General features: G+C 64.3%; 9 protein-coding genes. 5 read left to right on the forward strand and 4 right to left on the reverse strand.

Features of this window, described 5'->3' with window-relative positions; translation table 11 throughout:
* Positions 1-475: 475 nt before the first annotated feature.
* On the forward strand, positions 476-3,982 hold the full coding sequence (gene rpoB, locus CH295_RS15430; RefSeq protein WP_037191275.1) for a DNA-directed RNA polymerase subunit beta: 3,507 nt from the start codon (positions 476-478) through the stop codon (positions 3,980-3,982).
* 100 nt (positions 3,983-4,082) lie between these two features.
* Positions 4,083-8,039: a DNA-directed RNA polymerase subunit beta' gene (locus CH295_RS15435; protein ID WP_094741211.1), complete on the forward strand. Its 3,957-nt coding sequence runs from the start codon at positions 4,083-4,085 to the stop codon at positions 8,037-8,039.
* A 185-nt stretch (positions 8,040-8,224) separates the two neighbouring features.
* Here the strand turns inward: CH295_RS15435 and CH295_RS15440 are convergent, their stop codons facing one another.
* Together CH295_RS15440 and CH295_RS15445 are read right to left on the reverse strand one after the other, a co-directional pair.
* The gene (locus CH295_RS15440; protein ID WP_037191278.1) at positions 8,225-9,049 is read right to left on the reverse strand and encodes an alpha/beta fold hydrolase; all 825 of its coding nucleotides are present in this window, start codon (positions 9,047-9,049) and stop codon (positions 8,225-8,227) included.
* 22 nt (positions 9,050-9,071) lie between these two features.
* Positions 9,072-10,100, reverse strand: coding sequence for a GlxA family transcriptional regulator (locus CH295_RS15445; RefSeq protein ID WP_094741212.1), 1,029 nt, complete (start codon positions 10,098-10,100; stop codon positions 9,072-9,074).
* Positions 10,101-10,161: 61 nt separating this feature from the next.
* Here CH295_RS15445 and CH295_RS15450 point away from each other — a divergent pair, with 61 nt between their 5' ends.
* Together CH295_RS15450 and CH295_RS15455 are read left to right on the forward strand one after the other, a co-directional pair.
* Positions 10,162-10,551, forward strand: coding sequence for a VOC family protein (locus tag CH295_RS15450; RefSeq protein ID WP_094633965.1), 390 nt, complete (start codon positions 10,162-10,164; stop codon positions 10,549-10,551).
* Between the two features lie 71 nt (positions 10,552-10,622).
* Positions 10,623-11,162 carry an Rv2253 family sensor-like surface protein gene (locus CH295_RS15455; protein ID WP_094741213.1) on the forward strand — a complete coding sequence of 180 codons (540 nt, stop codon included), beginning with the start codon at positions 10,623-10,625 and terminating at the stop codon, positions 11,160-11,162.
* Between the two features lie 24 nt (positions 11,163-11,186).
* On the opposite strand, the gene CH295_RS15460 is transcribed toward CH295_RS15455, so the two are convergent.
* On the reverse strand, positions 11,187-11,609 hold the full coding sequence (locus tag CH295_RS15460; protein WP_094741352.1) for a VOC family protein: 423 nt from the start codon (positions 11,607-11,609) through the stop codon (positions 11,187-11,189).
* A gap of 121 nt (positions 11,610-11,730) precedes the next feature.
* Between CH295_RS15460 and CH295_RS15465 the strand changes: the two genes are divergently transcribed.
* Positions 11,731-13,344: an alkaline phosphatase D family protein gene (locus CH295_RS15465; RefSeq protein WP_094741214.1), complete on the forward strand. Its 1,614-nt coding sequence runs from the start codon at positions 11,731-11,733 to the stop codon at positions 13,342-13,344.
* On the opposite strand, the gene CH295_RS15470 is transcribed toward CH295_RS15465, so the two are convergent.
* The gene (locus CH295_RS15470) at positions 13,341-14,981 is read right to left on the reverse strand and encodes a GMC oxidoreductase (RefSeq protein WP_094741215.1); all 1,641 of its coding nucleotides are present in this window, start codon (positions 14,979-14,981) and stop codon (positions 13,341-13,343) included. The two genes, CH295_RS15465 and CH295_RS15470, sit on opposite strands and share 4 nt — an antisense overlap.
* Positions 14,982-15,040: the final 59 nt, after the last annotated feature.

Here is a 15,040-nt window from a genome sequence, read left to right on the forward strand (position 1 = left end):
CCTCCGACCGCCCCGCCCCCGACCGCGTCAATGGACCGTTGCACACGTCTCGGCGGTGCAATGGTCCATTGACGAGCCTGGTGAGCCTGGTTCGAGTGCGATCTCGGGCAACGGATCGGGCCGAACCTCTTGACGAAGGGGGCGGCACGGTTCACTCTTGTCGTCAGGAGCACCCCCAGTGGTTTCGTGGCCGAAGCGGCATCGGGCGTCCGGCAGGCGACACGCTTTCGTCGAGTCAGCGCACGACTGGACCCCGGGTGCTACTTTTGATGCCCCCGTTGCGCTCTGCGCACATTTGGGGTACCTTTGGACGTTGCGCTGGCTGCCTCCTGTCCACCTCTCGATCGCTGTTACCCGAAAGCACGTTTTCGGGCCGCTGTGATGGGGATTCGGTCTGGTTGCACCAGCCGAAATTCGCCCCACATATAGCAAACAGATACAGCGGCGGTCGCACTGCACGAGCGACCCGCGTGAGGTGCTGGAAGGACGCATCTTGGCAGTCTCTAGCCAGACCAAGGCAGTTGTCGGAACACCGGGAGCCCCGAGGAGGGTTTCGTTCGCGAACATTCGCGAGCCGTTGGAGGTACCCGGTCTCCTCGATGTACAGACGGATTCGTTCGAATGGCTGGTAGGTGCGCAGAGTTGGCGTGACCGTGCCGCCGCCCGCGGAGACAGCAGTGTCGCCGGTGGACTCGAGGACATCCTGACCGAGCTCTCCCCGATCGAGGACTTCTCGGGCTCGATGTCTCTCTCCTTCTCCGATCCACGATTCGACGAGGTCAAGGCCTCGACCGATGAGTGCAAGGACAAGGACATGACGTACGCGGCTCCGCTGTTCGTCACGGCCGAGTTCATCAACAACAACACCGGTGAGATCAAGAGCCAGACGGTCTTCATGGGTGATTTCCCGATGATGACCGACAAGGGCACCTTCATCATCAACGGCACCGAGCGTGTCGTCGTCTCGCAGCTGGTGCGTTCGCCGGGCGTCTACTTCGATCACTCGATCGACAAGACCACCGAGAAGGACCTGCACAGCGTCAAGGTCATCCCCGGCCGTGGTGCATGGCTCGAGTTCGACGTCGACAAGCGCGACACCGTCGGTGTCCGCATCGACCGCAAGCGTCGCCAGCCCGTCACGGTGCTGCTGAAGGCTCTCGGCTGGTCCACCGAGCAGATCACGGAGCGCTTCGGCTTCTCCGAGATCCTCATGGCCACGCTGGAGAAGGACAACACCGCCGGTACCGACGAGGCTCTCCTCGACATCTACCGCAAGCTGCGTCCGGGCGAGCCGCCGACCAAGGAGTCGGCGCAGACCCTGCTGGAGAACCTGTTCTTCAAGGACAAGCGCTACGACCTCGCTCGCGTGGGTCGCTACAAGATCAACAAGAAGCTCGGCCTCAACTCGGGTCAGCCCATCGTGGCGTCGACCCTCACCGAGGAAGACATCGTCGCGACCATCGAGTACCTGGTGCGTCTGCACGCAGGTGAGACCTCGATGACCGCACCCGACGGCGTCGAGGTTCCGGTCGAGGTCGACGACATCGACCACTTCGGCAACCGTCGTCTGCGTACCGTCGGCGAGCTCATCCAGAACCAGATCCGCGTGGGCCTGTCCCGCATGGAGCGCGTCGTGCGCGAACGTATGACGACTCAGGACGTCGAGGCGATCACGCCGCAGACCCTGATCAACATCCGTCCCGTCGTCGCTGCGATCAAGGAGTTCTTCGGAACGTCCCAGCTCTCGCAGTTCATGGACCAGAACAACCCGCTGTCGGGTCTGACGCACAAGCGTCGCCTGTCGGCACTGGGACCCGGCGGTCTCTCTCGTGAGCGCGCCGGCCTCGAGGTCCGCGACGTTCACCCGTCGCACTACGGCCGCATGTGCCCCATCGAGACCCCGGAAGGCCCGAACATCGGCCTGATCGGATCGCTCTCGGTGTACGCACGCGTCAACCCGTTCGGCTTCATCGAGACCCCGTACCGCAAGGTCGTCGACGGCAAGGTCACCGACGATGTCGATTACCTGACCGCCGACGAGGAGGATCGCCACACGCTCGCGCAGGCGAACTCCCCGGTCGACGATTCGGGTCACTTCATCGAGGACAAGATTCTCGTCCGCCGTAAGGGTGGAGAGGTCGAGTTCGTCTCGTCCGACGACATCGACTACATGGACGTCTCGCCGCGCCAGATGGTGTCCGTCGCCACCGCGATGATCCCGTTCCTCGAGCACGACGATGCCAACCGTGCCCTGATGGGCGCGAACATGCAGCGTCAGGCAGTCCCGCTGGTTCGCAGCGAGTCGCCGATCGTCGGTACCGGCATGGAGCTGCGTGCAGCCGTCGACGCCGGTGACGTCGTCATCACCGAGAAGACCGGTGTCGTCGAAGAGGTCTCCGCCGATTACGTCACGGTCATGGCCGACGACGGATCGCGCAAGACCTACCGGATGCGCAAGTTCGCGCGTTCCAACCAGGGCACGTGCGCCAACCAGCGTCCGATCGTGGACGAGGGACAGCGCGTCGAGTCCGGCCAGGTCCTCGCCGACGGCCCCTGCACCGAGAACGGTGAGATGGCACTCGGCAAGAACCTGCTGCTGGCGATCATGCCGTGGGAGGGCCACAACTACGAGGACGCGATCATCCTGTCGCAGCGCCTCGTGGAAGAGGACGTTCTCACCTCGATCCACATCGAGGAGCACGAGATCGATGCTCGCGACACCAAGCTCGGTGCCGAGGAGATCACTCGCGACATCCCGAACGTCTCCGACGAGGTCCTCGCAGACCTCGACGAGCGCGGCATCATCCGTATCGGTGCCGAGGTTCGTGACGGCGACGTGCTGGTCGGAAAGGTCACGCCCAAGGGCGAGACCGAGCTGACCCCCGAAGAGCGCCTGCTGCGCGCCATCTTCGGTGAGAAGGCTCGCGAAGTTCGCGACACCTCGCTCAAGGTTCCGCACGGCGAGAACGGAAAGGTCATCGGCATCCGCGTCTTCTCGCGCGACGACGACGACGATCTGCCTCCCGGCGTCAACGAGCTGGTCCGCGTCTACGTGGCTCAGAAGCGAAAGATCCAGGACGGCGACAAGCTCGCCGGCCGTCACGGCAACAAGGGCGTCATCGGCAAGATCCTCCCGCAGGAGGACATGCCGTTCCTGCCCGACGGCACCCCGATCGACATCATCCTCAACACCCACGGTGTTCCGCGTCGTATGAACATCGGTCAGGTCCTCGAAACCCATCTGGGTTGGATCGGCAAGACCGGTTGGAACGTCCAGATCGCCGCGGACGGCACGAAGCCCGATTGGGCCGAGCGTCTGCCCGAGGAGATGTTGGCGGCTCCGGCCGACAGCAACATCGCCACCCCGGTGTTCGACGGTGCCAAGGAGAATCAGCTCGCCGGCCTGCTGGAGAGCACGATTCCCAACCGCGACGGCGAGCAGATGGTCGGATCCGACGGAAAGGCCACGTTGTTCGACGGCCGCTCCGGCGAGCCGTTCCCGTACCCGGTGTCGGTGGGCTACATGTACATCATCAAGCTGCACCACTTGGTCGACGACAAGATCCACGCTCGTTCGACCGGGCCGTACTCGATGATCACGCAGCAGCCCCTCGGCGGTAAGGCGCAGTTCGGTGGACAGCGCTTCGGTGAGATGGAGTGCTGGGCCATGCAGGCCTACGGCGCCGCGTACACGCTGCAGGAGCTTCTCACCATCAAGTCGGACGACGTTGTCGGCCGCGTGAAGGTGTACGAGGCGATCGTCAAGGGCGAGAACATCCCGGAGCCCGGTATCCCCGAGTCCTTCAAGGTGCTCCTCAAGGAGCTCCAGTCGCTGTGCCTCAACGTGGAGGTGCTGTCCTCGGACGGCGCTGCCATCACGATGGCCGACGGTGACGACGAAGACCTCGAGCGTGCCGCAGCCAACCTGGGAATCAACCTCTCCCGCAACGAAGCTGCCACGGTCGACGACCTCGCACAGTAGTTCTGTGGTCCGGTGGGCTTGCAGCGATGCAGGCCCACCGGGCGATATTTCTTGTTTTTGATTCGGTATCACAACACCCATAACGGGGAAAGGAAGTTACGTGCTCGACGTCAACTTCTTCGATGAACTTCGCATTGGCCTTGCCACTGCGGACGACATCCGTCAGTGGTCCTACGGCGAGGTCAAGAAGCCGGAGACCATCAACTACCGCACGCTCAAGCCCGAGAAGGACGGCCTCTTCTGCGAGAAGATCTTCGGCCCCACTCGGGACTGGGAGTGCTACTGCGGCAAGTACAAGCGCGTCCGCTTCAAGGGCATCATCTGTGAGCGTTGTGGCGTCGAGGTCACTCGCGCCAAGGTGCGTCGTGAGCGCATGGGCCACATCGAACTGGCCGCTCCGGTCACGCACATCTGGTACTTCAAGGGTGTGCCGTCGCGTCTGGGCTACCTGCTCGACCTGGCTCCGAAGGATCTCGAGAAGATCATCTACTTCGCTGCCTACGTCATCACCACGGTCGACGACGAACTCCGTCACAACGAGCTCTCGACTCTCGAGGCCGAGATGGAGGTCGAGAAGAAGGCCGTCGCAGATCAGCGCGACGCCGATCTCGAGGCTCGTGCGCAGAAGCTCGAAGCCGACATCGCCGAGCTCGAAGCCGAGGGTGCCAAGTCCGACGTGCGCCGCAAGGTCAAGGACGGCGGCGAGCGCGAGATGCGTCAGCTCCGTGACCGCGCACAGCGTGAGCTCGATCGTCTCGAAGAGATCTGGACCACGTTCACCAAGCTCGCTCCCAAGCAGCTCATCGTCGACGAGCTCATCTACCGCGAGCTCATCGACCGGTACGGCGAGTACTTCACCGGTGCCATGGGTGCCGAGTCGATCCAGAAGCTCATGCAGACCTTCGACATCGATGCCGAGGCGGAGTCTCTTCGCGAGACCATCCGCAGTGGCAAGGGTCAGAAGAAGCTGCGTGCGCTCAAGCGTCTGAAGGTCGTCGCTGCGTTCCAGGCCGGCCGCAACTCGCCGATGGGCATGGTTCTCGACGCCGTCCCGGTCATCCCGCCGGAGCTTCGTCCGATGGTGCAGCTCGACGGTGGACGTTTCGCGACGTCCGACCTCAACGACCTGTACCGCCGCGTCATCAACCGCAACAACCGCCTCAAGCGTCTGATCGATCTCGGTGCTCCCGAGATCATCGTCAACAACGAGAAGCGGATGCTGCAGGAGTCGGTCGACGCCCTGTTCGACAACGGCCGTCGTGGACGTCCGGTCACCGGACCGGGTAACCGTCCGCTGAAGTCGCTCTCCGACTTGCTCAAGGGCAAGCAGGGTCGCTTCCGTCAGAACCTCCTCGGCAAGCGCGTCGACTACTCGGGCCGTTCGGTCATCGTCGTCGGACCGCAGCTCAAGCTGCACCAGTGTGGTCTGCCGAAGCTGATGGCTCTCGAGCTGTTCAAGCCGTTCGTGATGAAGCGTCTGGTGGATCTGAACCACGCGCAGAACATCAAGTCGGCCAAGCGCATGGTCGAGCGTCAGCGTCCGCAGGTGTGGGACGTTCTCGAAGAGGTCATCGCCGAGCACCCCGTGCTGCTGAACCGTGCACCCACCCTGCACCGGTTGGGCATCCAGGCGTTCGAGCCGCAGCTCGTCGAGGGCAAGGCCATCCAGCTGCACCCGCTCGTGTGTGAGGCGTTCAACGCCGACTTCGACGGTGACCAGATGGCTGTCCACCTCCCGCTGTCCGCCGAGGCTCAGGCCGAGGCACGCGTGCTGATGCTGTCCTCGAACAACATCCTCTCGCCTGCATCGGGCCGTCCGCTCGCCATGCCGCGTCTGGACATGGTGACGGGTCTGTACCACCTGACGCGTCTCGACGCCGGTGCTGTCGGCGAGCGCGTCGACGCGTCGACCGATCAGGCCGAGTTCGGGGCGTACTCCTCCCCGGCCGAGGCTCAGATGGCCGTCGACCGTGGAGCGCTGACGGTGCAGTCGCAGATTCGGGTTCGTCTCACCACGCAGCGCCCGCCGCGTGACGTCGAGAACGAGCTGTTCCCGAACGGCTGGAACCGCGGCGAGGCATGGACCGCGGAGACCACTCTGGGACGCGTGCTGTTCAACGAGCTGCTTCCGGCGGACTACCCGTTCGTCAACGAGCAGATGCCGAAGAAGCGTCAGTCGACCATCATCAACGATCTCGCCGAGCGTTACCCGATGATCGTGGTCGCGCAGACCGTCGACAAGCTCAAGGACGCAGGCTTCTACTGGGCCACGCGTTCGGGTGTCACCATCTCGATCTCCGACGTCCTCGTGCCGCCGGAGAAGCCGCAGATCATGGAGACCTTCGAGGCTCAGGCCGATCAGATCGAGAAGAAGTACCAGCGTGGCGCACTCGACAAGGTCGAGCGCAACTCCGCACTGGTCAAGATCTGGCAGGACGCGACCGAGCAGGTCGGTAAGGCCATGGAGGCCCACTTCCCCGACGACAACCCGATCCCGATGATCGTGAAGTCCGGCGCAGCCGGAAACATGACTCAGGTTCGCTCGCTCGCCGGCATGAAGGGCTTGGTGACGAACCCGAAGGGTGAGTTCATCCCGCGTCCGATCAAGTCCTCCTTCAAGGAAGGCCTGACGGTTCTCGAGTACTTCATCAACACGCACGGTGCTCGTAAGGGTCTGGCCGACACGGCGCTTCGTACCGCCGACTCGGGCTACCTGACGCGTCGTCTGGTCGACGTCTCGCAGGATGTCATCGTTCGGGAAACCGACTGTGGCACCGAGCGCGGCATCGTCACGACGATCGCCGAGAAGACCGCCGACGGCAAGATGATCCGCGACGCTCACGTCGAGACCAGTACGTACGCCCGCACGTTGGCGAACGACGCTGTCGACGAGAACGGCACGGTCATCGTCGCTCGCGGACACGATCTCGGTGACCCGGCCATCGATGCGCTGCTCGCTGCGGGCATCACGTCGGTCAAGGTTCGCTCGGTGCTCACCTGCACCACGGGAACCGGCGTCTGCGCCACCTGCTACGGCCGCTCGATGGCCACCGGCAAGCTGGTCGACATCGGTGAGGCCGTCGGTATCGTTGCCGCACAGTCCATCGGTGAGCCCGGAACCCAGCTGACCATGCGTACCTTCCACCAGGGTGGTGTCGCCGGAGATGACATCACCGGTGGTCTGCCTCGCGTGCAGGAGCTGTTCGAGGCACGTGTGCCGAAGGGCAAGGCTCCGATCGCGGACGTGTCGGGACGCATCCAGCTCGAGGACGGCGATCGTTTCTACAAGATCACCATCGTCCCGGACGACGGCGGCGAAGAGGTTGTCTACGACAAGCTCTCCAAGCGTCAGCGTCTGCGCGTCTTCAAGCACGACGACGGCACCGAGCGCCTTCTGGCGGACGGTGACCACGTCGAGGTCGGCCAGCAGCTCATGGAAGGTGCTGCCGATCCGCACGAGGTCCTGCGCGTGATGGGTCCCCGTCAGGTGCAGATCCACCTCGTCAACGAGGTCCAGGAGGTGTACCGGTCGCAGGGTGTGTCGATTCACGACAAGCACATCGAGACGATCGTGCGCCAGATGCTCCGTCGCGTGACGATCATCGACAGCGGCTCCACCGAATTCCTGCCCGGTTCACTCACCGAGCGCAGCGAATTCGAGTCGAGCAACCGTCGCGTCGTCTCCGAGGGTGGCGAGCCCGCAGCCGGACGTCCGGTCCTGATGGGTATCACCAAGGCGTCGCTGGCCACCGACTCGTGGCTGTCGGCAGCGTCCTTCCAGGAGACCACTCGTGTGCTCACCGATGCGGCGATCAACTGCCGTAGCGACAAGCTCATAGGTCTCAAGGAGAACGTCATCATCGGTAAGCTCATCCCGGCTGGTACCGGCATCAACCGGTACCGGAACATCACGGTGCAGCCGACCGAAGAGGCACGTGCCGCGGCATACGCGGTGCCGTCGTACGACGATCAGTACTACAGCCCGGACGGCTTCGGCCAGGGAACCGGCGCTGCAGTGCCGCTCGACGACTACGGTTTCTCCAACGAATACCGCTAGAGCGACTTCGTCGCACGTGCACGGCTGGGTAGTGGGTCGTTCCGCAGGCTCCACTCCTTACTCGTAGTCCGCTACGAGTTTCCGCCCACGACGACAGAGCCAGCAGACAAAGCCCCGCATCGACTTCGGTCGATGCGGGGCTTTGTTCTTCGTTATGACCGTATGTTCGTTGTGACCGTGCTGCGTCAGGACCGGAAGAACTCCAGCATGTCGGCGTTGATCGTCGCTGCTTCCGTTGTCGGCATGCCGTGCGGGAAGCCGGGGTAGGTCTTCAGCGTGCCGTTGGGCAGTAGCTTCGCCGAGAGCACTCCCGCGTTCTCGTAGGGCACCACCTGGTCGTCCTCGCCGTGCAGCACCAGCGTCGGGATGTTCACCCCACGCAGGTCATCGCTGAAGTCGGTCTGCGAGAAGGCAACCACGCCGTCGTAGTGGGCTTTCGCGCCGCCGATCATTCCTTGACGCCACCAGTTGGCGATGATGCCCTCCGACGGAGTAGCTCCCGGCCGGTTGTAGCCGTAGAAGGGACCCTCGGCGAAGCTGCGGAAGAAGTCGGCACGGCGCGTGGCGACCTGAACCTGGACGTCGTCGAAGAAGGACTTCTCGATACCGCCGGGGTGGTCGTCGGTCTTGACCATGATCGGCGGTACCGAACTGATCAGCACCGCCTTGGCTGCGCGTTCCTCTCCGTGCCGTGCCAGGTAGCGCACCACCTCGCCGCCGCCGGTGGAGTGGCCGACGTGGATCGCGTCGGTCAGATCGAGGGCTTCGACCACGGCGGCGAGATCGTCGGCGTAGTGGTCCATGTCGTGCCCGTCACCGACCTGTTGGGACCGGCCGTGACCGCGCCGATCGTGGGCGACGACGCGATAGCCCTGCTCCAGAAAGAACATCATCTGGGCGTCCCAGTCGTCCGACGAGAGTGGCCAGCCGTGGCTGAAGACGATGGGCTGACCCGACCCCCAGTCCTTGTAGAAGATCTCGACGTTGTCCGGTGTTGTGATTGTTGGCATGGAAGCAGTGTCGCCCGGGACCTTAGCTGCGCGGTACCACTGTGTGGGTCGAGAACCGCTCGTTTTGCGACATCGTCGACTGGGATGCGAACCGCTGCTGATAGCTGCGCGGGGACGTCCCGATTCGGGCGACGAACGCGCGTCGCATCACTTCGCAGCTCGAATACCCGGCTCGACGGGAGGCCTCGCCGACGGTGTAGCCGGTGTGAAGGGCGTCGCGAGCCAACTCGAATCTCGTCGACGCGACGAATTCGGCTGGTGAGCTGCCGAGTTCGGACTGGAACAGCCGAGTGAGCTGACGGGTGCTGAGGGCCGCGAACCGAGCCAGCTCCGCCACGGTGTGCGGTAGCCGGGGGTTGTCCCGTATGTGGTCGGCCACTCGGCGGACTGCTCCCGTGCGGGGGATCGGGCCGAGGAGGGACGACGAGAACTGGGATTGTCCTCCGCCTCGCTGCATGTACACCAGCAGTCCTTGGGCCGCGGCCCGCGCCACTTCGGGTCCATGGTCCTCCTCGACGAGAGCCAGTGCGAGGTCGATACCGGCCGCAACACCCGCGGAGCTGTACAGGTGGCCGTCCCGGACGAAGATGGCATCCGGATCGACCGTGAGGGCGGGATAGAGGCGCTGCAGATCGGACGTGAACTTCCAATGTGTCGTTGCGGCTCGGCCATCGAGTAGGCCTGCCGCGGCAAGGACGAATGCCCCGGTGCACACGGACGCCATCCGACGGGTCCGGGCAGCGAGATCGGTTGCGGCCTCGACTAGTTCGGCGGTGACGAGGCGAATCGGATCGAATTCGCTACCGGAGATGATCACGGTGTCGAACTGTCCGGATCCCGCGACCGGGCGGGTGGACACCGTTGTCCCGATGGAGGTGCTCACGTCTGCGCCGCCGGGAGAGAGGATCACCACCTCGTAATCGACGGCGGGCTGCTGATTCGACTCGACGAAGACCTCTGCGGGGCCGACGAAATCGAGCATCTTCACCCCGTCGAACACCAGGAAAGCGATCCGCCGTGATCCGAGAGATTCCGAAAGCGCATCGTTCATGCCTACAGAAGCTACCGCCGCTGGGCGATGAGTTTTCGATGCGCCTCGAGTCGGTATCGACATGACCAACCAAACACCCAGCACCATCGTGAACATCGGCGTGGCCATGTTCACCGTCACCGACCAGGACGCCGCCCTCGAGTTCTATTCACGCGTGCTCGGTTTCGAGCTGCGCGACGATACGCGTTTCGGACCCGAGGGCGAGTACCGGTGGCTGGAAGTGGCACCGCCCGGGTCGACGGCGCGGCTTGCTCTGAATCCGCCGATGGGTGACTCGCCCGGCGGCGGGTCCATCGGAGTCGAAACCCCCGACGTCGGGGCGGAACACGCGCGTCTGACTGCGATCGGCGGTATCGACATGGACGCACTTTCCGGGACCGAGGACGGTGCGCCGCCCATGTTCGCGCTACGTGATCCCGACGGCAATTCGGTGTGGGTCGTTCAGGCTTGATTCGGTCTGTCGATGAGGCGAACTTCGCCGTCTCGGGCTCGGCGCGGGGTACCGGCCGTTACTGTTGCCCCATGCGAAAGACTGTGCTCGTGCTCGCGATGGTCATGGCGTGGATTTTCGCGGGAGCCCTTCCGGCCGGTGCGGCACCCGGCGGCGACCCGTCGTGGTCCGGCGATTATTCGCTGATGCGGTTCGCGGCGAGCAAGACGGGCACGAGCGCAGCGGCGTCGCAACGAGAACCGGATTTCTCCGACGTCTACACCTTCGCCACCGACTGCACCGACGGGAACTGCGTTGCCTCCGTCGTCGCCGGTCCACCTCCGGCGAACGAGTCTCTCCAGAACCGCCCGATCGACTACACCTGGGACGGGACGAGTTGGGTGCATACCTATGACTGGGTGTGGGACTGCTGGAAGGGTGCAGGAAATCCCAAGGAGTACAACGATGCACACTCGGTTGCCTACTACACGCCACAACCCGATGGCAGCTTTACGGGCGTGTGGACGACGACTATCTATGGCGGCTACTGCGACGGCACCGTCGTCATGAACGTTGCTGCATATCCTGTCTCGCCACTTCCCGCCTTGCCTCCGATGTTCGGCAGCAGCTGACCGAGTGAGTTCGCATTCGTCGACTCATTCGTGATGGCAGACGGCTTCGAGATCGATGCCGTTGAGGTCGCGCACGAACGATCCGTAGTAGTTCGCGTGGTACTCCGGCTGTAGTCCCGATGGCCGGAGCTCGATCGCTCCTGCTGACAGCGCTGCCGCGTGGAATGCATCGACAGTGGCGCGGTCCGGGGCACTGAACGCGAGATGGGTGTGCGGTCCGATAGCCGAACCCGGGGCGTCGACGATCCAGAAGAAGGGCTTCACCTGCGCCCAGCCGAAGGCGATCATGGCGAGTTGGTTCGCCTCTGGGGTGTGCGGTACCCGCATGATCTCGGTGATCCCGAGCGGTGCGAGTGCAGCACCGTAGAACTCGGCGCTGGCGGCGAGATCGTCGACGCCGATGTTGACGTGGTCGATTTGGGATCCGGTGCGGTCGGTGTTCGTCATGCGTTCGAGTTTTGCCGAGATCGCGGACGAGTTCGGTCCTGAATCGGATGGATCCGTCGTGTTCACCTCCACGTCGAATCGATGACGGGTGTAGTTTGTCCGGGCGCGAGAGTCTCGACCAATGGTGAGACGCGGTAACGAGATTGGGATTGGACAGGACATCTCCTTGCGGGCGGGGGCAACACGTCGACAGTTCCTGACGTGGAGTGCGTTGGTGGGGGCGCTGGCGTTCACTCCGGAACTCGCGGGAACGGCGGCGCACGCACAGTCCGTGGTGACTCCCGACTACCCGTTCCGCCTCGGCGTGGCATCCGGCGATCCACTGCCCGATTCGGTGGTGCTGTGGACCAGGCTCGCCACCGATCCCTTCGCGCCACTGGGCGGAATGACTCCCGGCGTCGTGCCGGTGCGGTGGCAGATCGCAACGGACGAGCGATTCGCGAACATCACGCGCGAGGGCGTCGAGCTTGCCACCGAGTTCGACGGCTGGTCGATTCACGTCGACGTCCGTGGTCTGGAGCCCGCTCGCGAATACTTCTATCGCTTTCTCGTCGGACCGCACGCCAGCTCGGTCGGGCGCACCAAAACTGCACCGGCAGTCGGGCAGTCGCTGAGCAGGCTCGATTTCGCCTGGGCGTCCTGCCAGAAATGGGAGGACGGCTACTTCGGGGCGTACCAGGACTTGGCTGCCTCGAATCTCGATGTGGTGTTCTTTCTGGGCGACTACATCTACGAGTACGCGATCAAGGACGAGGGTGCCAGGAAGGGCGAGCCGCGCACCGAATCGGCAGCGCGAGAGACCATGGTGCTCAGCGACTATCGCGACCGATACGCGATGTACAAGGCTGACGAGAACCTGGCTGCCGCACATGCGTCGGCACCGTTCGTCTCGACGTTCGACGATCACGAGGTGGACAACAACTGGGCCTCGCAGATCAGCCAGGACAACGACGATCCGCGAGAGTTTCTGTTGCGCAGAGCTGATGCCTTCAAGTCGTGGTGGGAGAACACTCCGGTGCGCGCGAATCTGAAACCCATCGGACCGGACATGACGGTCTACCGCCGGTTCTCCTTCGGCGATCTGGTGGACTTCTCGGTGCTGGACACGCGCCAGTACCGCAGCGATCAGGCACACGGGGACGGCGAGCATGCGCAGGACGCCGAGACGGCCGATCCGTCGCGCACCATAACCGGTGCAGCACAGGAACAATGGATTCTCGACGGGTTCGCATCACCGTCGACGTGGAACTTCTTGGCGCACCAGACGGTCATCTCGGACTTGGCTCGTGGGCTCGGCAGCGATCGCAAGGTCGGGATGGATCCGTGGAGCGGATACGAGGCGTCTCGGCACCGAATTCTGGACGGGGCCAGGGATCGTGGCACGAAGAACGTCGCGTCCATCGTCGGCGACATCCACCGCACGATCGTGTCGGAATTGCGACGCGACTACCAGGATCAGGTGTCGCCGATCCAAGGTGTGGAGATCGCGACCACGTCCATCGCGTCGGGCAAGGACGGTGCCGATGTCGACTCCGCCGGTGCGGCGATCACCGAGGCCTCACCGCACGTCAAGTACGGCAATGCTCGGCGCGGCTATCTCCGTAGCACGCTGACGAACACCGAATGGCGTTCGGAGGTAAGGGTTCTCGATCGTGTTTCCACACCGGGGGCATCGGTGCGAACCGCAGCAACGGTCACCGTCCCCGAGGGCCGCCCCGAGATCGAGTTGAGCTAGCGACCGTCGGCGATGATCTGCGCGACGTTGCGTTCGGCCAATGCGGTGATGGTCAGCGACGGGTTGGCGGCTCCGGTGCTACCGGGGATCAGTGCACCGTCGACGACGTAGAGCCCGGGGTGGCCCTTCACCCGCCCGTAATTGTCGGTGGCGTCGCCCAATACGGCACCGCCGAGTGGGTGGGCGGTGAAGGTGTCGTCGACATCGCGGGTGAACGGTTCGGCTGCGACGACGGTGCCGCCGGCCTGGGCCATCCGATTCTGTACTGCGCGTAGGGCTTCGACGGTGTCGCGGCTGCCACCCTTGGGCCAGTTCAGTGTCAATCGATCTGCGGCGGAATCGAATCCGAAGTTTCCGCGCAGCGGGTCGATGGTCATGCCGAGCGAGCCGATGAATCCGAGGTTGACGGGAACGCCCGGTACGTACCAGTTCTCGACGGTCAGTGGCAGTCCTGAGTCGTCGACGATGCGAGATGCGCAGGGCGCACCCTGCGGTCCTGCGGACATCGGCCCGAGCGACCGGGTCATCGAGGCGTCGCCGTTGGTGCCCCAGCCGGTGCCGACGAATTCGTTGAGGTTCGACAGTGCTCCGGTGGTGCGGGCGCGCATCAGCAGCTCGGTGGTGCCGATGGACCCGGCTCCGAGGACGAGGGTGTCGCAGGTGAGCGTGCGTGTCTCGACGACGTTGCCGAACGGGTCGAGGCGTTCGATCTCGACGCGGTAGCGGCCGCCGGATTCGGTGCCGATCGCCGCGACGCGGTGGCTGTGACATACCGTCGCGTTGCCCGTGGCCTCGGCCTGGGGGATGTAGTTCTGGGTCAGGTCGTGCTTGGCACCGTTGGAGTTGCCGAAGGTGCTGGCACCGACCGTCGCGGACGGCCTCGAGCGGCCGCCGATCTCGTCGCGGACGACGTTCCAGTTCCAGTTGCCGTCCACTGCCTGAGGGGTGAAGCCTGCCCGCCTGGCGTGGTCGTCCCAGGTGCGTGAGTGTGCGAAATTCGGGCTGTTGTAGACGTCCTCGGGCATCGCCGACGGCCGGAGCATCGAGCGCGCCTTGGGGTACCAGGTGGCGGCCATCTCGTCGTAGTTCAGTCGTCCGCCGAAGGAGAGGTCGAAGAACTTCTTGTCGGGGGCGATGGTGACGCCGGTGTAGACGATCGAGCCGCCGCCGACGGCCGCGCCGCGCCAGACGGAGAGGTTCTCGTAGCGGGTGGTGTCGAGAACGCCGCCGAACAGGTCGACCGGTCCGACGGGCATTCCGGTGATGTTGGTGAACGAGCTCTGCTGCCACAGTCCGCGTCCGTCGGCGGTCATGTCGGCGGTGAAGATCTCGCGCCACGGGTCACGTGGCCAGCGCAGTCCGCGTTCGAGGACGGTGACCTGGGTGCCGGCCTGCGCCATGCGGAGGGCGGCGGCGCTCGCACCGAATCCGGAGCCGATGACGAGGACGGGGGAGTGGTCCGGTGGGCGCGGGGGGTCGGCGAACAGCTCGGGAACCAGTGCTCGGATGCGTTCGGCGCCGATCGGCAGCGCACCTGCGGTGGCGGAGCCCGGCATTCCAGCCGAGTTCAGAACCGGAGCGGCGGCGGCGCCGAGCATTCCGGCAGCGGCCAACCGCAGCAGTTGCCTTCGGTTCACGGAAAGTCCCCCTACTTGACTCACGGACAGCGTTGTCAATTCTGTCGTGTTTGCGGCGA

Origin of the sequence: Rhodococcus sp. 14-2483-1-2, assembly GCF_002259405.1 — a bacterium.
GTDB lineage: Bacteria > Actinomycetota > Actinomycetes > Mycobacteriales > Mycobacteriaceae > Rhodococcoides.

What these genes read in the sequence shown, in the direction of transcription:
- CH295_RS15445 (WP_094741212.1), bottom strand. Translation starts at nt 10,100, where the DNA reads ATGAACGATGCGCTTTCGGAATCTCTCGGATCACGGCGGATCGCTTTC.
- CH295_RS15460 (WP_094741352.1), bottom strand. Translation starts at nt 11,609, where the DNA reads ATGACGAACACCGACCGCACCGGATCCCAAATCGACCACGTCAACATC.
- CH295_RS15465 (WP_094741214.1), top strand. Translation starts at nt 11,731, where the DNA reads ATGGTGAGACGCGGTAACGAGATTGGGATTGGACAGGACATCTCCTTG.
- CH295_RS15450 (WP_094633965.1), top strand. Translation starts at nt 10,162, where the DNA reads ATGACCAACCAAACACCCAGCACCATCGTGAACATCGGCGTGGCCATG.
- CH295_RS15455 (WP_094741213.1), top strand. Translation starts at nt 10,623, where the DNA reads ATGCGAAAGACTGTGCTCGTGCTCGCGATGGTCATGGCGTGGATTTTC.
- CH295_RS15440 (WP_037191278.1), bottom strand. Translation starts at nt 9,049, where the DNA reads ATGCCAACAATCACAACACCGGACAACGTCGAGATCTTCTACAAGGAC.